At 42.1% G+C, this 26,092-nt stretch carries 21 protein-coding genes; 11 read left to right on the forward strand and 10 right to left on the reverse strand.

Annotation, left to right across the window (positions count from 1 at the left end; genetic code table 11):
- Positions 1 to 149 precede the first annotated feature (149 nt).
- From ACJVC5_RS07025 to ACJVC5_RS07035, 3 genes are all read left to right on the forward strand, one after another.
- Positions 150 to 1,337: a hypothetical protein gene (locus ACJVC5_RS07025; RefSeq protein ID WP_408098658.1), complete on the forward strand. Its 1,188-nt coding sequence runs from the start codon at positions 150 to 152 to the stop codon at positions 1,335 to 1,337.
- A 53-nt stretch (positions 1,338 to 1,390) separates the two neighbouring features.
- Complete coding sequence (locus ACJVC5_RS07030) at positions 1,391 to 1,690, forward strand: helix-turn-helix domain-containing protein (RefSeq protein ID WP_408098659.1); 300 nt, start codon at positions 1,391 to 1,393, stop codon at positions 1,688 to 1,690.
- Between the two features lie 75 nt (positions 1,691 to 1,765).
- Positions 1,766 to 2,218, forward strand: coding sequence for a hypothetical protein (locus tag ACJVC5_RS07035; RefSeq protein WP_408098660.1), 453 nt, complete (start codon positions 1,766 to 1,768; stop codon positions 2,216 to 2,218).
- 49 nt (positions 2,219 to 2,267) lie between these two features.
- Here ACJVC5_RS07035 and ACJVC5_RS07040 read toward each other — a convergent pair whose 3' ends face one another.
- Positions 2,268 to 2,915 (reverse strand): hypothetical protein, encoded by a 648-nt coding sequence (locus tag ACJVC5_RS07040; protein WP_408098661.1) that lies wholly within the window; start codon positions 2,913 to 2,915, stop codon positions 2,268 to 2,270.
- 553 nt (positions 2,916 to 3,468) lie between these two features.
- On the opposite strand from ACJVC5_RS07040, the gene ACJVC5_RS07045 reads away from it, so the two are divergent.
- Genes ACJVC5_RS07045 through ACJVC5_RS07055 form a run of 3 tightly spaced genes read left to right on the forward strand, consistent with a single transcriptional unit; the run spans position 3,469 to position 5,381 of the window.
- Positions 3,469 to 4,239 carry an enoyl-ACP reductase FabI gene (locus tag ACJVC5_RS07045; RefSeq protein WP_408098662.1) on the forward strand — a complete coding sequence of 257 codons (771 nt, stop codon included), beginning with the start codon at positions 3,469 to 3,471 and terminating at the stop codon, positions 4,237 to 4,239.
- A 27-nt stretch (positions 4,240 to 4,266) separates the two neighbouring features.
- Positions 4,267 to 4,644: a DUF309 domain-containing protein gene (locus tag ACJVC5_RS07050; RefSeq protein WP_408099225.1), complete on the forward strand. Its 378-nt coding sequence runs from the start codon at positions 4,267 to 4,269 to the stop codon at positions 4,642 to 4,644.
- Positions 4,641 to 5,381: an EI24 domain-containing protein gene (locus tag ACJVC5_RS07055; RefSeq protein ID WP_408098663.1), complete on the forward strand. Its 741-nt coding sequence runs from the start codon at positions 4,641 to 4,643 to the stop codon at positions 5,379 to 5,381. Before ACJVC5_RS07050 ends, ACJVC5_RS07055 begins: the two co-directional genes overlap by 4 nt.
- On the opposite strand, the gene ACJVC5_RS07060 is transcribed toward ACJVC5_RS07055, so the two are convergent.
- Positions 5,332 to 6,303, reverse strand: coding sequence for a DUF5996 family protein (locus tag ACJVC5_RS07060; RefSeq protein ID WP_408098664.1), 972 nt, complete (start codon positions 6,301 to 6,303; stop codon positions 5,332 to 5,334). The two genes, ACJVC5_RS07055 and ACJVC5_RS07060, sit on opposite strands and share 50 nt — an antisense overlap.
- A gap of 96 nt (positions 6,304 to 6,399) precedes the next feature.
- On the opposite strand from ACJVC5_RS07060, the gene ACJVC5_RS07065 reads away from it, so the two are divergent.
- Positions 6,400 to 7,407 carry a glycosyltransferase family 9 protein gene (locus tag ACJVC5_RS07065; protein WP_408098665.1) on the forward strand — a complete coding sequence of 336 codons (1,008 nt, stop codon included), beginning with the start codon at positions 6,400 to 6,402 and terminating at the stop codon, positions 7,405 to 7,407.
- On the opposite strand, the gene ACJVC5_RS07070 is transcribed toward ACJVC5_RS07065, so the two are convergent.
- The 7 genes from ACJVC5_RS07070 to ACJVC5_RS07100 all read right to left on the reverse strand — a co-directional run bounded on the left by ACJVC5_RS07070 (position 7,402) and on the right by ACJVC5_RS07100 (position 17,751).
- Positions 7,402 to 7,809 (reverse strand): hypothetical protein, encoded by a 408-nt coding sequence (locus tag ACJVC5_RS07070; RefSeq protein WP_408098666.1) that lies wholly within the window; start codon positions 7,807 to 7,809, stop codon positions 7,402 to 7,404. The two genes, ACJVC5_RS07065 and ACJVC5_RS07070, sit on opposite strands and share 6 nt — an antisense overlap.
- Positions 7,810 to 7,889: 80 nt before the next feature.
- Positions 7,890 to 10,550, reverse strand: a complete 2,661-nt coding sequence (locus ACJVC5_RS07075) for a valine--tRNA ligase (protein ID WP_408098667.1) — start codon at positions 10,548 to 10,550, stop codon at positions 7,890 to 7,892.
- 12 nt (positions 10,551 to 10,562) lie between these two features.
- Positions 10,563 to 11,897, reverse strand: a complete 1,335-nt coding sequence (gene hisS, locus ACJVC5_RS07080; protein WP_408098668.1) for a histidine--tRNA ligase — start codon at positions 11,895 to 11,897, stop codon at positions 10,563 to 10,565.
- A gap of 64 nt (positions 11,898 to 11,961) precedes the next feature.
- Positions 11,962 to 12,825, reverse strand: coding sequence for a hypothetical protein (locus tag ACJVC5_RS07085; RefSeq protein WP_408098669.1), 864 nt, complete (start codon positions 12,823 to 12,825; stop codon positions 11,962 to 11,964).
- A complete protein-coding gene (locus ACJVC5_RS07090; RefSeq protein WP_408098670.1) occupies positions 12,815 to 13,867 on the reverse strand; it encodes a hypothetical protein in 1,053 nt (350 codons plus the stop codon). The genes ACJVC5_RS07085 and ACJVC5_RS07090 overlap by 11 nt, the downstream gene beginning before the upstream one ends.
- Complete coding sequence (locus ACJVC5_RS07095; RefSeq protein WP_408098671.1) at positions 13,854 to 15,779, reverse strand: hypothetical protein; 1,926 nt, start codon at positions 15,777 to 15,779, stop codon at positions 13,854 to 13,856. Before ACJVC5_RS07095 ends, ACJVC5_RS07090 begins: the two co-directional genes overlap by 14 nt.
- Positions 15,745 to 17,751 (reverse strand): (Fe-S)-binding protein, encoded by a 2,007-nt coding sequence (locus tag ACJVC5_RS07100; protein WP_408098672.1) that lies wholly within the window; start codon positions 17,749 to 17,751, stop codon positions 15,745 to 15,747. The genes ACJVC5_RS07095 and ACJVC5_RS07100 overlap by 35 nt, the downstream gene beginning before the upstream one ends.
- A gap of 105 nt (positions 17,752 to 17,856) precedes the next feature.
- Here ACJVC5_RS07100 and ACJVC5_RS07105 point away from each other — a divergent pair, with 105 nt between their 5' ends.
- Both ACJVC5_RS07105 and ACJVC5_RS07110 read left to right on the forward strand, forming a co-directional pair.
- Positions 17,857 to 18,486, forward strand: a complete 630-nt coding sequence (locus tag ACJVC5_RS07105; RefSeq protein ID WP_408098673.1) for a hypothetical protein — start codon at positions 17,857 to 17,859, stop codon at positions 18,484 to 18,486.
- Positions 18,483 to 19,505 carry a hypothetical protein gene (locus ACJVC5_RS07110; protein ID WP_408098674.1) on the forward strand — a complete coding sequence of 341 codons (1,023 nt, stop codon included), beginning with the start codon at positions 18,483 to 18,485 and terminating at the stop codon, positions 19,503 to 19,505. Before ACJVC5_RS07105 ends, ACJVC5_RS07110 begins: the two co-directional genes overlap by 4 nt.
- On the opposite strand, the gene ACJVC5_RS07115 is transcribed toward ACJVC5_RS07110, so the two are convergent.
- Positions 19,506 to 20,336 (reverse strand): Hsp33 family molecular chaperone HslO, encoded by an 831-nt coding sequence (locus ACJVC5_RS07115; RefSeq protein WP_408098675.1) that lies wholly within the window; start codon positions 20,334 to 20,336, stop codon positions 19,506 to 19,508. It lies immediately after the preceding gene.
- 85 nt (positions 20,337 to 20,421) lie between these two features.
- On the opposite strand from ACJVC5_RS07115, the gene ACJVC5_RS07120 reads away from it, so the two are divergent.
- Together ACJVC5_RS07120 and ACJVC5_RS07125 are read left to right on the forward strand one after the other, a co-directional pair.
- A complete protein-coding gene (locus ACJVC5_RS07120) occupies positions 20,422 to 22,776 on the forward strand; it encodes a PD-(D/E)XK nuclease family protein (RefSeq protein ID WP_408098676.1) in 2,355 nt (784 codons plus the stop codon).
- On the forward strand, positions 22,769 to 26,032 hold the full coding sequence (locus ACJVC5_RS07125; protein ID WP_408098677.1) for a UvrD-helicase domain-containing protein: 3,264 nt from the start codon (positions 22,769 to 22,771) through the stop codon (positions 26,030 to 26,032). Before ACJVC5_RS07120 ends, ACJVC5_RS07125 begins: the two co-directional genes overlap by 8 nt.
- Positions 26,033 to 26,092 lie beyond the last annotated feature (60 nt).

Below are 26,092 nucleotides of genomic sequence, written 5' to 3' on the forward strand. Positions count from 1 at the left end.
AGGTATGAGATCCTTCTGGCTTTTTGTTTTTCACCACACTCTTAAATAATTTTCATTAAATATGTTTTTACATGCGAAAGAATTCGCAGGAAACTAACTTTGAAAATTTCTCTTTTAATTAATAAAAATTCATGAACATCGGAGTGTGTGTGAATAAGAAGATTTTGACGACAGTCACTTTATTATCAACTGGTCTTGCTAATGCAGCGACTCTTCAAGGCTTCGATGCGACTGTGTATGGTTTCATCAAAGCAAGTGCGATCTATTCAACTGAGGCAGTAGGAAGTTTTAACAATACAAACATGTCTGCTCCTACTCATGCATTGGTAGATACTGGCGCTAATAGAGAATCACGTCTAAGTTTTCAAACTGCGCAAAGCCGTATTGGCGCAATTTTGAAGAAGGGCGAAAATCTTTCAGGTAAAATCGAACTAGATTTTGTCGACTTCGCGAAGTCATCTCCTACAACTCAGATGAATCCTCGTGTTCGTATTGCTGCAGTTACTTATAGCTGGGGCAATAATAAAGTTATCGTTGGACAGGACTGGGATCTTTTTTCACCTGTGACAGGTTATACCTTCGATATCGTCGGTATGTACTTCAAGGCCGGTAACTCTGGATTCATGAGACAGCAGGCCCAGTACCTTAAAACGATCGGCGATTGGGAGCTTGGTGGTGCAGTTGGTTTAAGTGCAGCCAACCCAAGTGTATCTGATGTTGATACGGAATATGGTAAGGCACCAACATATGCACTAAGACTTACTCGTAAGCTTGAAGCAGGTCGTGTTGGACTTTCTGGTATCTACGGGCGTATTGATCTTTATAACCCAAATGCAACTTCGTCATCAAATCCTTCACCTTTGAATCCAAACGGCAGACACCATGAGTCCTATGGTGCTAACTTCTTCTTTGAGAAAAATATTGGTCTTCTTGGTCTAAAGGCCGAGGCCTACTATGGCCAGAACATGGACAACCTTGGAACTCTAACTCTAAGTCGCGCTGTTAATGGTGTTGATGTTAAAGAATATGGTGGATTCTTATCTGCTCAGTATCAAGTCATTGAAAAGAACTTTGTATTTGGTGGTGTAGGTATTTCTAAGATTGATAATCCGGCAGACATGCAAAACGCAGAGGTAGCAACGACTCCGGCAACTCCTCCAAGTAATCTTTTAAGCAGTAACTCTGTTTTAAGGATTGGTTGGGAATACAGAGTTACTGAAGATTTCTCTTGGATTTCAGAACTTTCTCGCTTTGCCACAGACACAAAAGTCACCGACAACAACTACAATTATGCCGCAGCTGATGTGATCGAAACAGGTGTTCAACTAAGATTCTAATTTCAACGCTGGCCCCCGTGTCCTGGGGGCCACGTCTCTGTTAAATTAACTTCATGCTGAAAAACTCAAAAAAAATCGTCGAAAAATTAATTGGTCCCGTCACAGTAGGTTCTCTCCTTAAGGGCTATCGCATGACCCATGAGTTGACTCTCGATGAGATGAGTAAAAAACTAAAGGTCACAAAGCCCATGCTTCAAAGAATTGAAGCGGGAAGACATCATTTAACTTTAAAAGAAGTCGTCTCAATCACTAAAAAACTGGATGAACCAAAACACGTTTATGCCCGCGTCTGGTGCGAAGAGCAGGCCCGTTTGGTTGGACTTGATTTCGATGACCTTATGAAAGTCATCTAGGCTTTAGATAAGATTGCTTTGACTGGTTTCCATTCTTCCAATTAAAACTCTTGGGACTAAACCCAAGGGGCAATCATGAAAATTCTGAGTTTTGTTTTCCTCGGTCTTATTTCTTTATCGGCCTTCGCCGATCGACAACCTTTCATTACCAAAGTCAGTTCAACAGGTTTTATGCCTGTCGAATGGTCTCGTTCCGATAAATGTGAAGTCTTTGATACTGAAGTCTTACTAACTCGCACTTATGGCCGAACTTCTGTTCAATATATGTTTCCATTCTCGAGCGAAGAATCGTTGAATGAACTAATCGAGAAGGCCCAATCTGAGAGAATTAAATTGGAGGACAATTACATGTGTGATGGTCCTTCAACAGTGATAAAAGCGAGATTTGTGGTAGAGGGAAGTGAAGAGGCAGCGGAAGTTCTTCTTTATTCAACCGGTGGTTGTGGGTCGCCTAAGAAAGTTAGAGTTGGTCCTTATTCATCGGCCCTGGTTGATATAGCGAGTACTTTCTGTCCAACGACTCATTAGAAAATAAAAAGGCCGGGATTCCCCGGCCTTAAAGAGATACTTGAACTTCTTAGATCATTTTACGAGCAAGATCTCTCATCAAGTAACCAACTGCGTATGGTACTGAATATTTACGAGTAGGCGTTCTATTAGCTGAGTGTTTAAAACCAAGCTTGTGCAACCATTCGTGAGTCATATTAGTCGTAACTTCCGCTGAATTATTTTTGTCAAGGAACTTACTGTTCATCCAAATTTTAATTACTGATGGCATCGTATAACCAACCACAACGTTATTGGCGTGATATACTTCTAGCTTTAAATCCATTGCGTTGTTATTGCCTGGATTTAGCTTCTCAGAGCCTTCTAGGATCTTCTGGTAGATTTCTGCATTACTTAGGCCGCCAGCATCTACGAAACCTTTTTTACCATTGTATGAATGGTTGAGAATGCCGTTTTTAAATTCGTCTGTTGCAATGACTTTCTTAATTAGTTCAGCTGCTTCAAGAACTTTTGCTTCTTGATCAGCATCAAAATTTTCTAATTCTACATTTACTTCGAAATTATTTGCGGCCGTAGGTACGGCAGCATCTGTTGAAATTTCGTTAGCTGAAACCGGAGTAGCTGAGCCATTTGAACCACTAGAACTACCGCCGCCTCCGCCGCCTCCACATGAAGCCAGGGACAATAATAGAAATAGTGATAGAAAAGCTTTTGTCATAGTTACCTCTTTTTTTAGTTACAAAATTCTTTGTCGTGAATCTGTAGATAAACACAAGATGGGACCCATGTTGGCCGGCGCAACCCTTCTTTTCAACATTAAATTTTGGTGGATAAACCCATGATTTTGAGAGTGAAAAATTAAGATTGGGTCATCATGCTACGAGCCCGATTTAATCGAGAATTTTTTGAAAAAAAGAAATAACTGAAATCACATTTTATCTGATGAATACATTTCTTCTTCAACCTTAGTGAAAAATAAAAAGGTCATATAAATTTGCCCCAATCTAAAATCTCCATTCTTCTTTGCGTTGACTATTCACAATGTAATGAATGAGTGGATGGAAGAGATATTTAACGAACTTACATTCCGTTTTGTTTTTCTCTGGAAAAGACATTATTGTTTCAAAAAAATGTGGAGAAATGATGGAATTACAAAAAAAGCACATCAAGCGGACCTTTTTGACTCTAATTGACCCGGTGCAAACCCTCGATTCGCTTGAAAGCCTGCGGTCCATTAGGTACTGTATCCTGACAAAAAAGTGAGGACATTTATGAAACTTCTTGAAGGCAAGAAAGCCCTTATCCTAGGTCTAGCGAATGACCGCTCTATCGCCTGGGGAATTACAAAAGCATTTAAAGAACAAGGAGCATCTATTGCTCTTTCTTATATGAACGACGCCATTAAAAAGCGCGTTGAACCTCTTGCTCAGGAAATTGGTGCAGACTTTATCTTTGAAATGGATGTGACGAACGATGCTCATTATCCATCTATGAGAGAAGCCGTAGAAAAGAACTGGGGTAAGTTCGACATTATTGTTCATTCACTAGCATTTGCCGACAAAGAAGATCTGTCGCGTGAATTCCTTCACACTAGCCGCAAAGGTTTTGCGATGGCCTGTGATATCTCAGCTTTCTCACTCGTAGGTGTGACTGATGCACTTCATGATCTAATGAATGACAACGGTTCGATCATCAGCATGACTTATTACGGTTCTCAGAAAGTAGTGAAGAACTACAACGTAATGGGTGTGGCGAAAGCGGCCCTTGAAGCATCGACTCGTTACCTGGCCTACGATTTAGGTCCTCGTGGTATTAAAGTAAACTGTATCTCAGCGGGTCCAATCAAGACTCTTGCTGCTTCTGGTATCTCTGGTTTCAGAGGTCTTCTTTCTCAGGTTGAAGAAATTGCTCCGATGAAGAAGAACGTTACTCCTGAAGACTGCGGTGGTGCCGCTGTTTATCTGGCATCTCACCTTTCAGGTGGAGTGACTGGCCAGGTACTTTACGTTGATTCAGGGTTAAATATCCTCGGCGGTTTCTAAGTGTTCGACCTCGAACATTTGAAGAAAATGAGAGAGGGGGTCCAACTCTTCAATGAGCAAAAATATTGGGAATGCCATGAAGCTCTTGAGGACGTCTGGATGGAGGATCGTCAGGATCCTGCAAGGAACGTCTACTGGGCGGTCATTCAAGTGGCCGCCGCCTGTATCCACTATCGCGATTCAAATCTTATTGGTGCCCGAGGCATGATTCATAAAGCGAAAGAAAAGTTTCGCCGTTGCCGAGATCAACATATACTAACAGATGTAGTATTTAAGTTCCTTGATTGGCAGGAATTGGAAGACATCGTGATGAAGATCCCAGAGGGGACCAGTTCAACTCTTCAAGACTTTGCCAATTTGTACGAGTTTCGTTTTAAGCATTATCCAGAAGAAGGAAAACTATGAAAGGTATTTTGAAAGCGTTCCCTATGGCCTTTAAGATGATTCTTACAGACCCTGTGAATTTTGTTCTTTCAATCTTTCCTACTGTTATAGCCCTTGCTCTTTATATTTTCACGATTGTTTCCGCATATAGAAACTCCGACCGATTAGTTGCTTTCTTTCGTGGTTATATCTATACATCAGACCAGGCCACTTTCCTTGCCACACTCGTGACAGGAATTCTCATGATCTTTATTTTCTTTGTCATGAGTTGGACCTTTGTGATTGTGGTTGGGATCATTGCCGCTCCATTTAATTCTCTTCTCAGTAGTCGAATTGAAACAAAGCTTGTTCAGAAAGTGTATATGGATGAAGATCAGTCTAAGGCACTTGAGCAAGTGAAGATGTCGATGGGACAGACCTTTAAGAATGAAGCAAAGAAGCTTGTTTTTATCGGTATCGTGGCAGTAATGGCATTCCTTCTGAATCTTTTCCCATTGTTTTATCCACTAGGTGTTTTTCTTGTTGCAACACTCGTCGCAGTTCAGTTCGTAGACTATTCTTGGTCACGCCGAAATATGCATTTTGGAGAGTGCTTTAAAGATGTTTTGAAAAACATCATTCCATATTCGATCTCGGGCGCCATTTTTCTTCTTCTTGTAGCAATTCCAATCGTGAATGCTTTCATTCCCGCACTTGCGACCAGCTACTTCACTGTTCTGTTCTTATATCGTCAAAAGAAAATTGAACTCGCTCCTTAAGGCGATACAAGTAAGGACTTACTTCCAGCATATCGCGGTCCCAATGACCTAGATTTGCGGCAGCTCGATAACTTGATTCCAAAAAGCTCATCAATGTGGCCGCTGGCTCAAGTGAAGTTCTCACAGTTTCATAAGGCAAAACAAACTCATGCAGATCTTGATTATAGATCGCCTCTGGCGGCATGATCTTGGCCTTTGAAAAACGATCAGGTTCTGGATAAGCATAACTATAAAAGGCAGCATGAGGATACATGGCATTGCCGGGCCAAAAACCACAACTCATCTCCTCATGTGAATAGGCCTCTCTGACAACATCATTCGAGAGGTGAGGGATACCGCCCGGGTGCTCAGGAGCACGTCGTCCAGAGAAACGAGTGATTGCTAGATCAAAACTTCCCCAGAAAAAATGAACTGGACTACTTTTTCCTACGAAGTCTGTTCTAAATTTCTGGAAGATATTATTGACTCTCACGAGCACTTGGAAAAATTCATGAGCATGAAGAGGGTTATAGGTTCGGTGAACCGTATCTTCAGCAAAAGGAATGCCGTCTTCCACTTCATTTGGGACCGGATCAAAATTAGGTTCTACATCCATGATCTTCAACGCCTCAAGGAAACGTTCATAGAAAGAGGCCACAGTTTCATTCTGTAACAGCAGCACAAAACTTTTGCCCAAGCTGTCCTGAAAGATTAGTTGGTGATCATGAAAATCAAAATCAACCGTAAGACTTCTTTGTCCTAAGGGGATGGCCGAAGTGGAGAGTCCTCTTGAGGTCACATAAAGAGTTGTGTTCCAAGAGTGATTACACCAAGGAGATTTACAGAGTCTGAGCTTACCCACAATCTGGGTCCAACGGTGAAGGGTCTCATAAGTGTCTTTCCATTCAGAATACTCAAGTGTTGGCCATGTTAAATTCATCATAAATACTCCTTGGCTGCTTGAAGTTTAAGCCACTTATCCCGGAAAAAAAGGTGCAAGAGCCTTGAGAGTTGCGTCTATTCTGCCGATAATGATCTCATGGAAAATTCACCTGAAGTTGATGAACCAAAAGTCATAGCGATTAAGCTGCCCTTTGATCTCACGGAGCGCATCTTGAGTTTTCCATTTCTCCACGCGATTCGTGAAAGATATCCGAAAGCTGATTTGCATTTCATCACACCAAAGAAAGAAATAGAGGTCTTAAATCTTCTTCCTTTCTCGGCCTATTATCATGAGTTTGATGAAGATGAGATTTCTAATGTGTTTGACGTCCATCGTTACTGTGCAAACGCAAAAATTTATAATGTTGATCTATTTATTTCGCTCACCAACTCTTTCGCTGATGCCTGCCTGGGACTTGGATTAAGGGCGAAAAAAAGAGTGGGTTTTTCAGACAACTGGAAAACTCTTGTTCTGACTCATAAAACTCCACGTCCTGTTGGTCATCACTTGGTGGAGGATCATTTTGCTCTTTTTAAAGAATTGATAGGAGAGAATGTAAGCACAAAATTACGAGTGATGTCTCGTGATCTCACTCCCATTGTCCCAGAATGGGACTCACTTCCTTATATTGCGATTGATCTTTATCCCCTAAGAAATGCCGTCATTGAACCGGAATGGATTCAGCTTATTTCTCAGTTTGAGAATCAACGAATTGTTTTCTTTTCATCGGATGAGGCGGTAAAGGTCCAGATGTTGATGGATCACTTTCTGGCGAGTCTTCCAAAGAAGAACCTTTACGTTAATTTCGTCTATAAAAACTGGATTGATTTAGGACGTATGCTTGCTTTTGCCAAAGGCGTGATAGGTTATGCCGGCCCTGCACCCGCTCTTTCGGCCTATGTGGGTTCGAAGACTCTCATTCTTTATGAGAACCAAGATCCTCAGCGAACAGGCCCTTTTTACTTTTTAGCAGATGTGGCGGTGATGGGTGTGAATAATCCCACACTCGTAAACTCGACCCGTAATTCAGGTTCGTTAAGAGAACGAGTCACTTTTGATATGATGGAAGTGGCGAAGAAGGCCTTCGATTTTTTTAAGCTATAGGTTTTCGTCGGCCGGTTCAGAAAAGCGCTTATCTTTACTAAAAATGAAATTCACATTTCTACCATTGTCTCGAGAAATCACGAAATAACCCAAATTCGTATAGGCGAAACAAGTGGTTGATTGAGTAAGATCGGCCACAATGGAAGAGCATACCGGAAACACTTTAATCGCGACTTCATTTGGCTTACAAAGCAGTTTTGCATTCACTAGAGTAAGGAGTGCGATCTTGGCGCTTTCTGCGTCCATGGTTTCTTTACCATCGTTCCATTCATCTTTTGTGAGTTGATGAAGACCTGAGTGGCGATTATAAGGCATGAGCTTATCAAGACAGGTCATTTCCTGAGCAAACGCTTGGGTAGCATGGAGAACAAAAACTGTGATTAGAATTAAAAGTTTCTTCATGTTTTGACCTTTTTTATTAAGTTTAACATGAAGTGGGGTAGGGGCGAGTGAGCAAAACTTGCTCTGACTCGCCGCCTTAATTATAGAAAACTATCGAGAATCTGGTTGAGGGACTGAAGCTTGTCTTGGAAAAGTTTGGCCTTCTCTTGAACTTCCGCACGAACTTCTTCAGGGGCATTGGCCATGAAGTTTTGGTTATTGAGCTTAGATTCGACCTTCTTATACTCGTTCTGCGTCTTCTCCATGTCCTTCTTAATACGATTCACTTGCTCGTTAAGATCAATGATCCCTTCAAGTGGAACGAAGATCTCAGTATGAGTCGTAGCAAGAGAAGCGGACTTCTTAGGTTTCTCCTGTGCCTTGTTACGAATTGTTCCTGACTTCACGTTCGCAAGATCTTTTAAGAAGTGACGAGACTCATAAACGAACTTCGCCAATTTCTTATCGTCTGTGAAAAGCTTCACATCAATTTCATCTTTCGGTTTCATGTTTACAGAAGAGCGAATGTTACGGATACCAGTAGTGATATCAATAAACTTGTTCATCATCTCCTGAACTTCAGCATTCTCGAGTGATTTATCAAACTCTACATACTCTTGAGTCGCAACCATTGTCTTGTCATCAAGATAAGACCAGATTTCCTCAGTGATGAAAGGAACGATCGGATGAAGAAGGTTCACGATCTTTTTGAAGCAGTACTTAAGCATGGTCGCGCGGATGATTTTCGCTTTTTCGTCTTCACCGTAAAGGATGTTTTTCGAAAGCTCGATGTACCAAGAACAGAATTTGTCATACACGAAGGCATAGATCGCCGCTGAAGCATCATCAAAACGATACACATCAAGTGATTCGTTCATTTGCTTCGCGACCGTATTTAGCTCAGCAAGAATCCATTTATCGTGAAGGTGCCACTCAGATTTAACTGGTAGCTCATCTTTTGCCTTATCCAGGAACGGATAAACGAAACGGAAAGCGTTCCAAAGTTTATTCACGAAGTTTCGGTAACCTTCAATTCTTTCCGGATCAAGGTTGAGGTCACGGTTGTAACCAGAGCCAGCGGCAAGAGTGAATCTCATGGCATCAGCACCATATTGTTTCACCATGTCCAGCGGGTCAATACCGTTACCGAGAGACTTACTCATCTTACGGCCTTGCTTATCGCGAACGATAGCGTGGATGTAAGTGTGTTTGAATGGAGCTTTACCAGTTACCTTCATTCCCATCATCATCATACGAGCGACCCAGAAGAAGATGATGTCGAAGCCTGTGATGAGAGTTTCATTTGGATAAAACTTATCAAAGCCCTTTTCTTCCATTGCTTTTTCATCTGGCCAGCCCAGAGTTGAAAGTGGCCATAGACCTGAAGAGAACCAAGTATCAAGAACGTCTGGGTCTTGGAAAATATCAGTGTCTTTACACTCAATACAATGAGTAGGAGTTTCTTCCGCTGCCCATTGAGTCTCACAATGACGGCAGTAATAAACCGGGATCTGGTGACCCCACCACAGCTGACGTGAGATACACCAGTCTTTTGGATTACGAAGCCAAGCAAAGTACGTGTTCTCCCAACCTTTCGGGAAGAAAGTCATGTCACCTTGTTCTACTGCTTCAACTGCCACGCGGGCCATTTCAGTTGTATTCAGGAACCACTGTTTTGAAACCATAGGTTCTACGATTTCATCCGAGCGCTCACCGTGACCAACCGGATGAACGTGGTCTTTCTTTTCAATGAGTGAACCAAGTTCAGTTAGAATACGCTCAACTTCAGCACGAGCGTCTTTAGGCTTCATGCCTTCGATTTCAGGAGCGTTCTTATTGAATGAGCCGTCTTTATTAAGAATGTTGATAATGGGAAGACCGTTACGCTTACCAATTTCAAAGTCATTGAAGTCGTGGCCTGGAGTCACTTTTAAGCAACCAGTACCTTTTTCAATATCAACGTGCTCGTCACCAATAATAGGAACTTCGCGGTTACAAATAGGAACGATGGCGGTTTTGCCAATAAGATCCTTAAAGCGTTCGTCATTTGGATTAACCGCAACTGCAGTGTCCGCAAAAATAGTTTCCGGACGAGTTGTTGCGATTACAAGTTCCATATCAGGGTCTTCTTTTACTTTATATTTTAAGTAATAGAAGAAACCTTTTACTTCTTTATGTTCAACCTCTGCATCTGAAATCGCAGATTGAAGAACAGGGTCCCAGTTAACGATGTAGTCAGATTGATAAATCAGACCCTCGTTATAAAGCATAACGAAGAACTTCTTTACTGCCTTATTAGGAATGTCATCAAGTGTGAAAGTCGAGTAGTCCCAGTCACATGAAACACCCATTTTCTTTTGTTGATTAACAATTTCAGAACCGTACTGCTCTTTCCATGCCCAAATGCGCTTCGTGAATTCTTCACGGCCAAGGTCATGACGGTTTTTCTTTTCTTGTTTCCAGATAAGTTTTTCAACCACTGCCTGGGTTGAAATACCGGCGTGGTCAGTTCCAGGAATCCAAAGTGTCTCAAAACCCTTCATGCGCTTATAGCGAATAAGGGCATCTTGAGTTGTTGCATCGAGAGCGTGACCCATGTGAAGCTTACCAGTAACGTTCGGAGGAGGCATAAGAACAGTGAACGTTTTCTTCTGCTTTCCAGGAACTGGCTTAAACACTTTTTTATCAAGCCACTTCTGGTACCACTTATCTTCTGCCCCTTGAGGGTCAAATGTCTTTGGGAGGTCGTTTTGAATTTCCATACGGGATCCTTATTAAAAATCGGTCAGAGTCTTGGTCGTTTCTGTTCTAGTTGCCACTTCTTTCACTTTAATGTCGGTCTCGGTGACCATCACGATGTGGGTGAAGTTCTTTTTGTCTGAATAGTTAAAAATTTTCTTCGGCTTGTTTTCTCCGAACATCAATTCAACTTTCTTATTTTGCGAACGCAGTTTGTTTGCGATTTGCATCGCCGTCTTTTCGCCTTCAGGAGTAAAGTAGGCCACAAGATAGTCGATTGTTGGTTTTGAGAAATCACCAATGAGTTTATGAGCAGTTAAAAAATCAGTCAGCGGTACTTCGCCCAGACCGATACCTACGCCTTCAAGGGCCGGCTCATTAAAGATCTGAAGAAGATTAGCGTATGCTCCACCACCGGCCACTGCACGACGGTTGTCAGGGTGCTTGTCAAAGATTTCGAATACGACACCTGTGTAGTAATCCAATCCACGAACAATTGATGGATCGAATTTCACGTATTCGCTTAGTCCTTGTTCTTTGAATTTATCGAAAAGAGAAATTATTGGAGTCACGTGCTTTTCAATCACGTGGTCGCCAATGCTTTCAACTCCGGCCATTTTCTGCATGAAAACTTCTGACAACGTTGTTTCAGAGAAATATTTTGAAACATATGTTTTCACTTCATCAATGGAAGTGATTCCTACGAATTCTTCAAAAATTTTGGCCTTGGTTTCATCTGGAGTAATGGTTCTAACTTCAGCGGCGAATTTGTCGGCTGGCATTTTGTTTTTCTTATCCACAAGCTTATAAAGCTTATGAGTAAGTGCTGGTTCTAGACCAATCAGCCCTTCGAACACTAAATCAACAAAACGACGGTCATTCACCAGAACTTCAAAGTGTTCTGAAGTTGCGCCAAAACTTTTCATGATGGAAACCGCGAGTTGAATAATTTCAACTTCACCATATTGGCCAGCACCGAAAATATCGGCATTGTATTGCCAGAACTCACGAAGACGACCTTTCTGAGGCTTTTCGTATCTCATGAGATTTGGAATCGCGTACCAACGAATGGGTTTAGCAATTTCACGGTGAACCTGAGCGGCCATACGGGCCACAGTTGGTGTCATCTCAGGACGAATGGCGACTTTACGTTCACCACGATCAACGAATGAATAAATTTGTTCGTTGATAAGTTCTTCGCCAGACTTGGCGAGATAAAGTTCGACTTCTTCAAGAAGTGGTCCATCATATGGTTCATAAGCAAATAGCTCAGAAACTTCCGCCATTTTTTGGAAGATATAATTTCTAAGTCTCATCTCTTTCGGAAAAAAATCCCGAGTTCCACGATATGGGGATTTTGTGAGTGCCATACATGTCCTTTGTGAGCGGTGAGGCACCCATATTATACACTTTTGAGAGCGATGACTAATAGTGTTATGGGATTTTCTTGTTCAACTCTTCGTTGATCTCATCGGAGAGAGGACTTAGGTCTTCCGGAGTCACTTCCTGGACCTGTTTTGTCGCTTCGGTCTTCTCTTTTTCGGACTCTTCTTTGAGGGTTAGAGGGACTTCATTCTGCTGCATTCGCTTAATATCTTCCGGATGAAGTTCCAGGAGCTTCTGAGGGATATTGAAAATGGTAATTTTTGTGTTGCTGGTGGCAGTGGAAGCGTAACGCTTAAAGAGCAATGAACGCTCATTTAGACGACGTAAAATGACCCATGAAACTTCTTTGCTAAGATTATTAAATTCAGGGGCTGTCAGACTGTCCATGCGATCAATCCAGGGCATGAGGTAGGTCAAGTAACGGGCAAATCTTTGGGCCTCGACTTTTTTGGCCCCGTCGAATTGATTAGGATTAAAACTCTTGGCGCTGATAAGGCCCATGTCTCGACGAAAGCGAAGTTCCGCTAAGATGGAGCGCCAAATCCACTGAGAAAATTGATTAAGATACTTTTCTTTGTTTTTAAAATCTTCTTCCAGTCGGTCAAGGAGAAGGAGAGTCATATCGAACTGACGAACTTTTTTAAACTTGTATTCCAAGACGTTTTTAATGACTTCAGACTTCATTAAAAGGAAAATATGTTCTTTCTGAAGCTGTCCCAGATTTTCATCCAGCTCTTTACAGATTCCCACCATTTGAATTTTTTCGGCCGGGGTTTTAATTCCCATTTTGAGAGAATTAAATAAATGAGTGAACTCGAGGGGCACGCGGTCTGACATGGCCGTAAAGTCCTTATCAAAGGCAAGGGCACTTAAAGGCAAAACGAGAATGAGAAGTAGGAGTTTAGAGATCAAGCTGTAGCTCCTCTCGGGTCGGTACCGCTTTTAAGATGTCTTCTCCGAGATTGAATTTCCCTTCAAGAACAAAGAACTCCCCACGAAGAGGAATAAGAACTCTTCCATCCATCTCTAAAAGTTGGGCCACGTTTTTAAGTTCTGACCTGATCTCAATGTCCTGAGTTTTTAGGTTCAGGCGAACCGCTTCGGTTGTGCGGTAGTTAATCTGCTTGTCTTGAGTCATGGTTTTAATAAAGTAAATAAACTCAGGCAAACAAACCATATTACCCAGATCTTGTTCCACTGAACTATAGAGAGTGGTGTAACTTGTCCCTTTCATCTCACCAGAAAATTTTAGGATCTTACTTCCGCGGCTCACACCTTCATAAGGAAACTCACCGACCGCAAGGTAGCCTTCTTGCTGGCACATTTCCAATCGGGTCGCACTCTGAGGACTGCGGTAAATGATGTTACTTTTTTGAGAAATCAAATCATAGGCGATCAGAGCACTGTAACCATTCTCATTAATATCGGTGTAGATCACCGTACTTGAACTCACCATCTCCACTTCGGGAAGGAAGAAGGGATTGGCCTTCTTAGAAAGACGAATATCGTATTTCTTTTGAGTCACAAGATTCTGGATATGTAGAACTTTCTCAACTGGATTAAAATAAGAGATCCACTCATCTTTAAGATGAAGTTTACTGTTTCGGCCAAATCCAACATCGCGAGTGGTCGTGTTTCCGAAATCAACCACCATGATCCGATTGTTTTTGAGAAAATTATATTCGTCATGGGCGTTAGGAATGGATTCAATCGCCAGGCGTTGCTTAAATCTCGATGATCTCACTAAATAATCATTGGAAGAGGCCTCAGAAATAAAATCCAGGCTTCGGAAGCTACTGACCATGCCGAGGACGCCAGGTTTTTTTTGAACGTATGCATAACGCCCATCCATGCTGATGAATCGCAAGGTCTCGGGAGAGTGCTTCGTTAAGAAACGTGGGAGTTCCGCGGCCTCGAGAGTAAAAAATAAAAAGAATAAACTAATCCAGGCCATACATTGTCCAGAGTTTTAAAGGGTGTAAGCGCTGATAACTTTTTACTCCGGAGTAAATGCTACTCCAGCTGATGAGACGAGGGGCCTGCAGAGAATCTAGCGCCGTTCGAACGACGAAGACCGTGTTACCTTTTTCGGCCATGATTCCATTAATGATAAACGGCATTGGAGAGCATTGGTTAATCGAATGTACCTTGAAGAACGATGGAAGAATGTCTTCTGCACAGCCGATACCATGAATAATGCCACTCTTACTTTTTTTGAAATAGTTTTGAATGCTCGACAAATTGTTCATGATTCGACCGGTTTTCTTAAAATCTCTGGTCAGAAGTGAGTTTTGCGAGAATCTTTCGTCTCTTACAGTGAGAGGAAAGTAGGCCATGTTCACGCGGTTTTTGATCTTGATGAAATCAATGGCGCGGTCATTAAAAAGAATTTTGTGCTTACACTGAGAGATAAAACACTTATCTCTTTCATAAATAATATAACAACCAGATTTATACTGAAGAAGAAGCGGGTTATATTCCTGAGAATCTACCATCTCACAACCAACTGCCGGGTCAGCACCACGAGTATTTTGGAGGATCTTCGCCACCACGCTGGTGTAAGATTCTGGTTGATTGTTGTACTTACCAAAGAAAGTTTTAAAACAAACTTCACGTGAATTTATTTGATCATCGTAGCATGCCTCTAACTTCCAGTTCTCTTCATTGTCGAAGTTCTTATTAAAGTTAAAAGTCGTTGCGGCAGAAATTGCTGTACAGGGACCATTGGCCGTCTTGATTCCATTAGGAGTGAAGAAATTAATCAATCTCCCCATCTGAGTCACAATCAGTTGATCACTGTTGCCTGGACAATCTTTGTATTCAGCAGAAAGAGAAGAGAAGTTAAGCGCAGTTGATAGCTGATCACATTCTGGTTGAGGGCGCAGACCAGAGTTTGTCCCGGCCGGATAAAGACACAGGTCGTTTTCTTTTTTGAGACGAGCAAGGCACACATTGTACTGAGTAGGCGAAAGGGCCGGTGTTCCGGTCACGAAACGGCAGATATCTTCAGCGTACGTCTTACTTTCATATCCCGCAGAGACCTTCGTCCAAAATGAGACATTCAGGAACTCATCGCAAAAAAGCTCTTCATCATCAAGATGCTTACAAACATTTTCAATATAGTCTTTTTGAACCAGGCTTTGCTTTTCTTCCAGGATCTTCGCGACCGCACGACGTTGAGTCAGGTCCTTAGGATCACCAAGGCCAAGCCGGGCCTCTTTTGTATATTCGTAAATCTGGCATAGAAATGGGGTCTTGGGATTATTGACCCATCCTAGATGGATATTTCGGCATTGCTCGCGGCCGGATGGAATTTCAAAGAGCGTGCTTTGAAGGGCCTCATTCAGGGTCTTAATCTGAAAGAGAGAAATCATTTTTTGGGTGTCAGGACATTCCTGATTGACCACTTTATTTAAAAAGTCTTTCTTGTTGATGATGGCCGATTGGCGGACGTCTTTGTCCACATACGTCATGAGGACGTTCTTAATTTTACCTTCTGAGCTTCTAAGAAGATCGGTCAAAACTGCTTCATAGAAACGACACTTGTCCGTGGAGGCCATACGAAGATAACCCGGATCAGAGTGAAGAATAATGGAATTTAAGAAGTCTGGCTCCAGCTCAAGCCCGGTCACTGACTTTGAAGAATCGAAGACCCTTCCGTTCTTGATGAGATCATCTGAACGTTTTTTAAATTTGTCGTTATCGACCTGAATCAGTTTTTCAAAGGTCTGGATGATTCCTGGATATTCGACTTTTTTTGGAGTTTCGAGGGGAGCGTTTTGTGCGTATGAAGAAAGGCACAGTCCAGAAAGGACTGTGCCCAGTAATGTTTTAGAGAGCTGACTTGGCCAAAATCGAGGCGACATCTTCAACTTGGAGATTCTCCGTTGTACTTATGTGTCCCTTAGAGGAGTTGAAGTTAATCATACAATATGAGCACGATGTGGCAAGTTTTGGTGCCTTGGTATCACCAATTTGTTCAAGGCGGTTTTCAGCAAGGTGTTTACCTTCTGGAAGCTCGTACCACATGTTACCGCCACCCATTCCACAACAAAGGGCCTTATCTTTGTTTTTCTCCATCTCGATGAGTTTTACACCTGGGATAGAAGTTAGAATGTCTCTTGGAGCATTGTATTCGCCATGGTGACGACCAAGATAACAAGGATCGTGGAACGTAAGTTCGTCTGCCACGTTCTTAAGGGCCTTAAGTTTGCCAGAACGTAGTAGTTCAGAAAGAAGTTCAGTGTGGTGAACCGTTTCAAACTGGCCGTCATCGAACTTCGCGTACTCTTTACCAATTGTGTGTAAACAGTGAGGGCAATGAGTTACGACTTTACCAAATTCGTACTGTCTCATGTTGGCGATGTTTTCAATCGCGATCTCATAGAATGAGTACTCATCACCGAAGCGACGTACAGGATCTCCATTACATTTCTCAGTTTTCCCCATCACTGCGAACGATACTCCGGCCTTTTTAAGAAGGTTTACTGTATCTTTCACAACTTTCTGGTTTGAACCGTCGTAAGAGCCGGCACATCCAACATAATAGAGGTAATCAACTTTTTTACCGGCCTCGATAACTGGAACATCCATTCCTTGGGCCCAGTTGAAACGATCGTCTTGAGAGATACCCCAAGGGTTACCGTTCTTTTTGATTTTGTTAACTGCATCGGCCGCTGCAGGAGGAAGGTCACCCAACGTCAGGGCCTTGTAACGTTTAAGATCCATGATCACTTGAACGTGTTCAATGCTGGCCGGACATTCTTCCATACAAGCACCACAAGTCGTACATGAATCAAGTTCATTTGAAGCGTATAGCGGATTGTCGCCCCAAAGCTCTACGTCTTGTCCAGGATTGTTGAACATAACGTCACGAACTTTAGTCACGATGAGTTTTGGATCAAGTGGTTTGTCAGCAAGGTTTGCCGGACAAACTTGAGTACAACGACCACACTCCACACAAGCTAGAGTGTCTAGTTTCTCTTTAAGAGTCATTTCTGAAGTTTTACCAAGACCAAAGGTCTCGGCATTTTCGTTGGCAAAATCCATTGGATTCAGAACAGCGCCACGACGGTATGGAGTCATGAGAGCGTTGAATGGAAGAACCAAGATATGGAAAAACTTAGAGTGAGTTAGACTTGCCACAAATGCCATCGTGTTTAGCATGTGAAGCATCCAAAGTGTTTTATATGATCCTGCTAGTACTTCTTGCGAAAGACCAAGTGAACCAACCATGGCGGCGAAAGTGTAACCAATTGGAGACCAGAAACGTTCGCCTTCTGGCATATTTGTTACATAAATTCTGATGGCCTCAAGTAAGTAACCAATCACGACCAGAGCGATTAGCATTCCATACATGAATTTTTCTTGATTCGGACGAGTAGCAGATAGGAATTTTCTCTTCACTACATAACGGCGGTAGTAAGCAAGACCAACACCTAGAAGTACAAAAAGACCACCGATATCGGCAAGGAAAGATACGACGATATAAGTTGTGCCTTTAAAAACTTTGAAAGGAGTATCGGCATGAATCGCAACAAGTTCAGTGGCGATGAAGAGAGTTAAGAACCCCCAGAAAATCATCGAGTGAAAAATGTTAACGAAAGAATCACGAGGAACCTTACCTTGGAAGAAAATCGTTTTGAGGAAACCCTCAAGATTTAATTTCTTCGGAAGGAGGTCTTTCGGGTTTTTACCACCAGCTGTGACAAACTTGTACTTTTCAACTAGACCTGTGGCAAAGAAATAAGTCGCAACCGCTAGAGAAAGGTACATAACGACCTTCATCCAAAACGGGATCATCCACATGATCTGTCGACTAGCTTCCATACTTTCCATCTGGCCTCCTAAAATTGCGCCGAATCATTTATGCACGAAACATCTTAAGACATTTACGTAAAAATGTTTATAATCAGAGTATTATTTTATGCGCTAGAAGGCTTCATGGGTAGTTCTTTTCTCACATGTCTGAATGTTGGATTAGCATTGTATTCGGGAATTTTATTTCTCAAACTCGTCGTGCAGTTTGGACTACCAAACCATCCGGTTCGTTTCATTGCTTACATGGTGAGTTTATGCCTAACAGTCTATTTCGGAATGAAGTCGGCCACTGATCTTGGTTTTCTTGCCCCGATTCAATACATGAAATGGCGTCCACTGCCTTTAGTAGCAGGTGGATTGGGAGTTTTACTCCAAGTCATCACTCTCATGGGTCAGTTTAGTCACCTTCAGCAAAAAGTGATTTCCCGCATTCCCCTGATAGCTTCCCTGATGGTGTTTTCTTTCTTTCCTTCGAAGGCCGATTGGTTTTTTGGATTGTGCATGTTGGCGAGTGGAATATTCCTTAGCATTTCAGTTGGAAAAGTCCGTTATCAAAAACGTAACTTTTTTAAAATGCTCTTTTTTCTTGGACTATTTGGTTTAGGGCTTCTGATTAACAATTATTGGACTTATGTAATCGGAGAAGTGTTCCTCTTTTTTGCAATTTTTTATTTTTATATTTTTCAACAAACTTTCGGTGTTAGTGCCCTGGTCGAAGGCTATCAGCATTCGCGGGAAGGAGATTCAAAATGAAATGGCCTGGTCTGCTATTGATGATGTTATTGATGGGCTGTGCCCAGGTAACAAGTCTCAATTTAACTAAGCATCAGTTTGGGGTCCAGCCAACTAAGATCATTTGGTTTCAAGTGGCAGGGCTTGATGAAGAGCAAATGGCACTTTTGCGCTTTCAGCAATCAGGTGAAAAACGCACGGCCCTTGAGCGAAACATTTGTATCGGTAAGACCTGGGGATATAATCTTTATCAATTAAGAAATCCGGCCGAAGCATCTTTTCTCTCTCAAATGACAGGTAAAAAGAACATTAAGCACAGTTGCGCTGATGCAGAAATTCGTCCGATTTGGAACTATATTGCGGCCAATGGTTACAATACAGGGATCTTGGAGAGTGGGGCAAACAAGACTCAAAGCTTGAGTAGCTTTAATCAATGTGGTGAAGCGGGTCTGGTTTTTTTAAGTTCCCTTTACTATTGGAGCCGCTCAGAGGGACAATCGGGGGCACAAACTTTTCATTACTCAGAAGAAGTGCCTGCTAATCCAAACCAGATTGTCTATGACCGAACATGCGGATCGAAAAGCTGTGGCTCTTCAATCACAGAAGACTTCAAGGCCGTTTATCAATCTTTTAGAAAAGTTTCATCGAAACACATTTTGATCATTCGAGACTTTAGTTATCTTGCAGCACTTGAGAACAAGGAATTTCAGAAGGCCCGTGAGATCCTGGCCGACCTTGATCGCTCTTATGCAGAGGCCCTGAAATTATCAGAACAAAATAGTGATTACTTGATTCTTTTAACGACTGGTGAGGCCCGTTACATTGATATGCCTGATCAGGGCAAGAACTGGTACGAATTTGAAAAAGACAGCAAGCATATTCAAGTGAAAAGAACAAAGCTGATGAACACGGTCATGGCGAGTGGTGCGAGAGCGGAAAATTTCTGCGGGATGTATGAAGAGGCCCAAGTGTTTGAACGCATTTTAAGTGGTCCAAAACAACAAGGGCTCGAGCTTAAAATTATTAATCCATTTAAGTAATTAATTGTTCAGAATTTCCGATTTATTGATGTGGTAGCTCTTGCGGCAATAATCGCATTTGATTTCCACTGAATCATCTTTCTCGAACAATTCTTCCAGGTCGCCTGCGTAGAGTCCACGAAGGTTAAGAACCATTCTGTCTTTTGAACAAGGACAGAAGAAATCAATCTGACGACTTCCCATGTATGAAAAGCCATGGTCTTCAAAAAGCTTCACAATCTTTTCAATGTCATTTGAGGCCATCTCAAAAACGTTATGGAAAAAATTCTTATGCTTTTTGATATAATCTTTTCTTGAAATAGATTCATCAATGGTCGAGTTAACATTCACAGGTGGAAGCTTGGTCACCATGATGGATTGGTCACTCATTTCACCAACAATTACTTCTGAGTTTGTTTGATATGATTCACTCAGGATTTGGTTAATCACATCTTTAGTTTCCGTATCATTCAGCTCAATCACAGAGGTATACGGAGTTTTGTTGCCCGGGAAAATTTTTGTCACACGGGCCTGGCCAGAGATCTTCATTGGGAAAAGATTAAATTCTTCAGGTAATAGCAACGTGCGAGTGTGACCAGCGCTATTCGTTTCGATTTTTAATCTGAAATAAGGATCTTCTGAATCAATGTAAAGTCCGAGAGATTCTCCTGGCTTTAAAAAGAAAATAATTGGGAGTAGTCCCAAAAAAGTATCTCTGAAATAAGCAAATCCGGACCCTTGCATCGGATGCATGAGAACGAGATCGTGGATGAGTTTCTGACCTTCTAAAAAGTGAACGTTAAATCCATTTTTGTGATCGAGGAAACTATATAAGCGGCTAACTGCGAGCATAGGGACTCCTTGAAGCCATAATTTATAACCCATCCTCCCTTTTTTGTTAATCTTTCTGACGAGGAAAGGTAGAATCAGAGCACCTATGATGCAGATCGTTTATTTTTCCCAGAAAGAGCAGTTTCTGACTGAAATGGAAACCCATGAGGGTGAAAAGGTCTTCATCACACCAAGTCCAGCGAAGGCGGATGGTCTTCGCAGTCGTCTAAAAAGCCAGCAAGCCTTTGATGTCATTACAATCGCCAAATTTACATCGAATCTCGTCCAGGCCCTATGGAGCATGGATGATAGACCGGCGGTAAAACGAAAATCAGAACTGCTCTTGATTTTCGGCATTCTCAAAAATAAGTATTTGCCGGATTTGGGTTACGAGCAATTCACTCAGGCCTATAATCTTTTTTCTGATCTTCGAAGTTTTACTCTCAATGAAGATGCTCTGACTTCTGTCTTGGATGAACAGCCTGAGATCATTAAGCAAGCGGTCCAATTATTTTGGAAGCTTTTAGATGCGACAGGATTTTTAGATGAGCATGGGGCCTACCAAAAAATTGCAGAGGCCCTCCGATCGGCGGAAGAAAATGAGACGCTTAAAAAAATATACGTGTTTTGGGGCTTTCAGCATTTAAATGGTCAGCAGGTGGATCTTTTAAAGGCCCTGTCTATACGTTATCAAGTGATCATTCCTTTTCCTTTGTCGCTAAAAGATAGAATCAAGAAAAGTGACTGGATCAGCTGGTTAAAAGATAGCCGAGTCAGTGAAGTAGAGCTTGAGTTCAAGGAAACGTCCCCTAAAGGACATCTTCTTCCGATCAACTCGCGGGAGATTTCTTCTCACCTGAAAAACCTGTTGCGGGCCCATGATCAAATCGTTTTGGGAGTTTCGAAACTATCAGCTGAGCATATAGATATCGTTCCATCACAGGAAGTGAAGTTTAAGATTCCTCATCAGATTCTTACCCCTGAATTGAGAGAAATTGGGCGTGAGCTTAAAAATTACAATGGAACGACGACGGAACTACAAAACATACTTCAAGAAAAAATTAAAACCGCCTCTTCATTGAAACATTTCCGTGCGCTTCAATTGTATCTAGAGGCCCTGACTTCAATTTCAGATCTGACCGATGAGGAAGTTAAGGTCGATCAATTCTTCTTAAAGCTTCTCTCTGAAGTTGTTAATCTCAATCAGCCTCGAACTGCTTATGTTCCAGTTTCTTCAAAAGAAATGACAATGGACCTTAAGGACATGTCTACTCTGGAAGAAATTGATCGTCAGCGGAGAGTCCTTTTGTGCATTGATGATCGCTTCGATGATATCCAGGGTCTGGGCCAGAACTATACAGAGAGCATTCAGAAGGCATTGGCCGCTCTTGGGCCACTTAAACGGAATGAACTTGAATTGCTTTTCCGCCAATGGGAATTCCGGGATCTCTTTAGTCACGCTGAAGTGACGGTTCTCATGGGTGAAGGCACGCTTAAACATTCTCTTATTTGGAAGAGACTGTTTCAGGACATTGATCTCATTAACATCACGAAAAATCCAACCGCCAATTCTCGAGTTCCAAAGGACTATTTCAGTACCTTGAATAAGAAAGCATTCAATGGTTCATTTTCCGCCAGTAAGCTTCAGACCTTTGTGGATTGTCCAAGAAAGTTCTACTTCAACTATGTTGATAAAGTGTTTCCGAATGTTCTTCTAGAGAAAGATTTTGATCCAATGACTTCGGGAACCATCATCCATGAAATTATTGAAAAGTTTTTTAAAGAGAATCTTTCTTTGGATGATCTTAGACCTCTCACGACGAGAATCATGCAGGTCTATATTAAAGAAAAGAAGCTGGAGCTTCCTCGTGAGGTCTATCTTCAGCGCGAGCTTATTTTTAATCATCGTGCTTTGAATGGGATTCAATTTATCCGAGAGCTTGAAGCCAGGCTGGGTGACAAGATTGAGTGGAAAATTGAAGAGCCTTTTAAAATGGAAGAAAAGATCGCTCTGAATGGTCGAATCGACTGTTTGGGAGTGGGGAGTAAGTATCTTCTTCTTTTAGATTTTAAATCGACTGAGTTTTCGGCCTCAAGTAATACTGATGTGGCCAATTATGAGGCCCTGCAACTCTGGGCCTATGCACATGCTTCAGAGGCCCGCATTCAAAACAAGACTGTGATTATGGGTTATGTTGTTTTGGATGACTCTTCAAAATCAAATCTCCTGACTTCAGATGAAGAAGTGGCAAAAGAAATCAAGGCATCCAAACTTTGTAAGATTCATCGTTTCAAGGAAGACTTCTCAGAGAAATTGAAAGAGGCCCAGGAAAAGATGATTGCTCTTTCACTCGCCATTCAAGCGGAGAAAGAATTCAAGGCCCTGCCTCGGAAGACAAGCACTTGTGATTTTTGCGAACTTAACAAGGTCTGTGTGAAAAGCGAGTTGACCAATGTCTAGATCACCTAATGCAGAACAGTTACTTGCTATTGAGCATGAGGGTGGAGTCCTTCTACGGGCAGGTGCGGGCTCCGGTAAGACCTTCGTTCTGGTTGAGCATATTGTTTATCTGACTCGCAAATGGATCGCTCAATACAAGTCGCATCCAACAGGAAGTTTCGAAGAGCATCTTCGCTTAAAGTTCTCTCAGGTGGTCATGATGACTTTTACCAAGAAGGCCGCCGGTGAGATGAGCATTCGTTTGACGGAAAAATTTGAAGAGATCGCCCATACAACTGAAACAGACATTGAACTATGGAAGACCGCCAATGAGCTTCTTCCTATGCTTCTTGTGACTACCATTGATGGATTTTGTAAAAAGCTCATTACAATGGGATATTTTCCCCATCTTTCTACTGAGTCCGACATTATCTTCTCACCTCAGAGAACGGATCAAGTAAGGGAGTTGGTTGAGAGCTGGTTTGAAAATTATTCACAAAAAGTTTCAAACGACTTGTTGGATATTGTTGTCAGAGAAAAACGTGCGCTCCTTTCAGCATTTACCAATGTCTTTAGTGATCCGGGCCTTCGTCTGGCCTGGAAAAAGTTTAAACTCGAAGAAATTCATCCTCAGAATCTGGATAAACTGATCGAAGCTTCTTATAAACTTAACGATCTTCCTTCTGCCCTTGCGGCCATTCATGCCATGGATCTACCTGAGGAGAAGGAGAGAGGTACTTTCGAAAAAATCGTGGCGATCTTCCAATCATCCGGTCTTCCCGAAATCACGTCTGTGGAAAAGTTCAAAATTTACGTAGAACTTTTTAAAAACGCTTCAAGACTGGATAATAGAAAAAAACTTCCTGGCTCAGAGGCCGCGAAAGACGGTCTAGCTGCTGTTCGCGACTGGTTGAAAGTTTGGACCGCAGTGATTACTGATTATGAGACCCATTTTGATTCCAAAATTCTTCCTTGGATGAATTTATGTCAGGAGCTTTTTAATTATATTGAAGTTCGTCTTGATCCAAATCAGGGAATGACGTTCGGTGATATCGAATACCTTGTGTCTCTCGGACTTGAAAATGCGGAAGACCGTTCACGCATCCAGAAAGCATTTAGTTACTTTATTGTAGATGAATTCCAGGACACCTCGGACATTCAGTTTCGGATTATTCAGAATCTCATTGGTGAGGACTATTCCAAACTCTTCTGTGTAGGAGATGCCAAGCAGGCCATTTATGGTTTCCGTGGAGGGGAGCTTTCTGTGTTCCAGGATTGCGCCAAGCTCGTGCCTCAGGTGCGGACCCTTGCCAATAACTATCGTTCACTTCCTGAAGTCATCAATTTCAATAATAGTCTTTTCAGAACTATTCTGCCTCTTGGCCAAAATTTTGAAGGCCACGATCCTTTTACCGTGAATCCAGAAGACCAGAATGTGCCGTCAGAAGTTGTACCTAAAGAAAAAGGCGTCATCGAAATACATTCTGCCGAACTTGTCCGTGATCTTGAAAAAGAGGATAAGTTTAAGAATGAGCACATCAATAGGCTTGAGGCCTTGATGATCGCGGATGCGATCAAAAAAGAACGAGAAACCACCAATAATGTTTGCACGGTTCTTTATAGTAAGTTGACTCCAAGTGGTGAGCTGATTCGGGCCCTAATGGAGAGGAAGATAGGATTTACCGCACAGTTCAAGATTGATCTCTTAGACGATCCAATTCTTGGTATGTTTGTTTGTCTTTTAAGAAGACAATTTGATTCAAATCCCGAAACCAAGAATAAGTATCCGCTCTTCTTATTCAAGAGTTACTTCAATATCTTAGGACTTACTGAAGAAGTTTCAGAAGGGGATCTCGAGGACTTTGATCGAAACGTACGTTATTGGGGAATGATAGAGGCCTTTCGAAAGTTTATTCACAAGCTCCATCTGACCAATGAAAACTCAGATATCAATCTGGAAACGATTCAGACCATTTCGGATCTTTACTTGCAGGATCCGGAAAACATCATGAAGCAGCTAGAAGGCGGGGACAATGATCGCTTAAGTCTCGAGCTTCGTTCTGGTGAAAATTCTGGCATGGTTCAGATCATGACGGCCCATGCTTCCAAGGGACTTGAGTTCGATGCAGTTTATCTTGCTGGTATCTATACCAATGGTAGGAGCATGAATGAAGGATCTCTGTTTGGAGATCTGCCGGGAAGTTTTAACTGGTATCTGGACATTGTTTCAAGAGAAAAGCAGAAGTCACCTCTCTATATCTTTGAGAACGAACTCGCTAAATATAAAAATTTTTCTGAATCAAAACGCTTATTTTATGTGGCCTGTACTCGTGCCAAGAAGAAACTCGTTTGGGTGGATTTTGAAATGCCGGAAGATGGATTCTCTATCCCTAAGAACAGCTGGATCTTGGGTCTTAGAAACTGGACTGAACAGGCCATGTCCAAAGAGGCCGTGACAGAAATACAAAGAACAGACTTCAATTCCGAGGAGCTTCTGAATTCTCAAGGCCTTCCTCAACTTCCTCTGTTCTTCCATGACCCAGTAGGAATTTTTCCAAAAGGGGAAGGAGACTCGGAACTATTGATTGCCGCCGAATTGAGTGTGACAAGATTGAATTCTCTTCTGGATTGTCCGCGGAAGTTTTACCTATCAAATATTTTAAAAGTCACTGAGCCCGAAGAGTCTTCGAAGGTCTTTGTTGAAGAAGAAGGTGAAGAGCTTGCGACTGTGATCCGTTCTTCATCAGAACGAGGGACTTATATTCACGCCCAGATCGCGGAAGGAATCATGAGAAACTTTGTGGTACCTCGCCAAAGTTTTGGAACTGATATGCAGGGACCGATTCAATGGGCCCTGGATCTTCTTAAAGAAACCAAGGATGAGTATGAGCTCATCCCGGAAAAACAAATCAAATTTAGGTTTTTCAATTTCATGATTTCGGGGATTCCAGATTTAGTTCTCATGCCTAAAGGGAAGCAAAAAGCTCAGATATGGGATTTCAAAACGGGAAGAATCACCCAAGAGAATTTAAGTCACTATTGGCTTCAGCTATCAACCTACGCCTATGCCTTGTACGAGCTTGGGCAAGTTGAACATAGCTCAGAAATAGAGCTAATTTTGTGTTTTGTGGATCAACAGAAGACCTTGAAAGAAGTTGTCTCGTTCGAAAAATGCCGTAAAGATCTCTATCCTATCTGGCGTTCACAAAATGAACCGTGGAAAGTGAATCTTGATCATTGCAGTCAGTGTTCCTACGGTAGCATTTGCCCTCGTTAATCCAAGAACTTGCGCCTCATCCTGAGCGTGTTAGAATTTGATAAAGACTATCGTTCTAAC

Origin of the sequence: Peredibacter sp. HCB2-198 (assembly GCF_045999315.1) — a bacterium.
GTDB lineage: Bacteria > Bdellovibrionota > Bacteriovoracia > Bacteriovoracales > Bacteriovoracaceae > Peredibacter.

Coding starts and splice junctions, on each gene's coding strand:
- ACJVC5_RS07030 (WP_408098659.1), top strand. CDS start 1,391: ATGCTGAAAAACTCAAAAAAAATCGTCGAAAAATTAATTGGTCCCGTC.
- ACJVC5_RS07045 (WP_408098662.1), top strand. CDS start 3,469: ATGAAACTTCTTGAAGGCAAGAAAGCCCTTATCCTAGGTCTAGCGAAT.
- ACJVC5_RS07125 (WP_408098677.1), top strand. CDS start 22,769: ATGTCTAGATCACCTAATGCAGAACAGTTACTTGCTATTGAGCATGAG.
- ACJVC5_RS07035 (WP_408098660.1), top strand. CDS start 1,766: ATGAAAATTCTGAGTTTTGTTTTCCTCGGTCTTATTTCTTTATCGGCC.
- ACJVC5_RS07115 (WP_408098675.1), bottom strand. CDS start 20,336: ATGCTCGCAGTTAGCCGCTTATATAGTTTCCTCGATCACAAAAATGGA.
- ACJVC5_RS07065 (WP_408098665.1), top strand. CDS start 6,400: ATGGAAAATTCACCTGAAGTTGATGAACCAAAAGTCATAGCGATTAAG.
- ACJVC5_RS07095 (WP_408098671.1), bottom strand. CDS start 15,779: ATGTCGCCTCGATTTTGGCCAAGTCAGCTCTCTAAAACATTACTGGGC.
- ACJVC5_RS07050 (WP_408099225.1), top strand. CDS start 4,267: ATGAGAGAGGGGGTCCAACTCTTCAATGAGCAAAAATATTGGGAATGC.
- ACJVC5_RS07120 (WP_408098676.1), top strand. CDS start 20,422: ATGATGCAGATCGTTTATTTTTCCCAGAAAGAGCAGTTTCTGACTGAA.
- ACJVC5_RS07090 (WP_408098670.1), bottom strand. CDS start 13,867: ATGGCCTGGATTAGTTTATTCTTTTTATTTTTTACTCTCGAGGCCGCG.
- ACJVC5_RS07055 (WP_408098663.1), top strand. CDS start 4,641: ATGAAAGGTATTTTGAAAGCGTTCCCTATGGCCTTTAAGATGATTCTT.
- ACJVC5_RS07105 (WP_408098673.1), top strand. CDS start 17,857: ATGGGTAGTTCTTTTCTCACATGTCTGAATGTTGGATTAGCATTGTAT.
- ACJVC5_RS07060 (WP_408098664.1), bottom strand. CDS start 6,303: ATGATGAATTTAACATGGCCAACACTTGAGTATTCTGAATGGAAAGAC.
- ACJVC5_RS07100 (WP_408098672.1), bottom strand. CDS start 17,751: ATGGAAAGTATGGAAGCTAGTCGACAGATCATGTGGATGATCCCGTTT.
- ACJVC5_RS07110 (WP_408098674.1), top strand. CDS start 18,483: ATGAAATGGCCTGGTCTGCTATTGATGATGTTATTGATGGGCTGTGCC.
- ACJVC5_RS07070 (WP_408098666.1), bottom strand. CDS start 7,809: ATGAAGAAACTTTTAATTCTAATCACAGTTTTTGTTCTCCATGCTACC.
- ACJVC5_RS07075 (WP_408098667.1), bottom strand. CDS start 10,550: ATGGAAATTCAAAACGACCTCCCAAAGACATTTGACCCTCAAGGGGCA.
- ACJVC5_RS07040 (WP_408098661.1), bottom strand. CDS start 2,915: ATGACAAAAGCTTTTCTATCACTATTTCTATTATTGTCCCTGGCTTCA.
- hisS (WP_408098668.1), bottom strand. CDS start 11,897: ATGGCACTCACAAAATCCCCATATCGTGGAACTCGGGATTTTTTTCCG.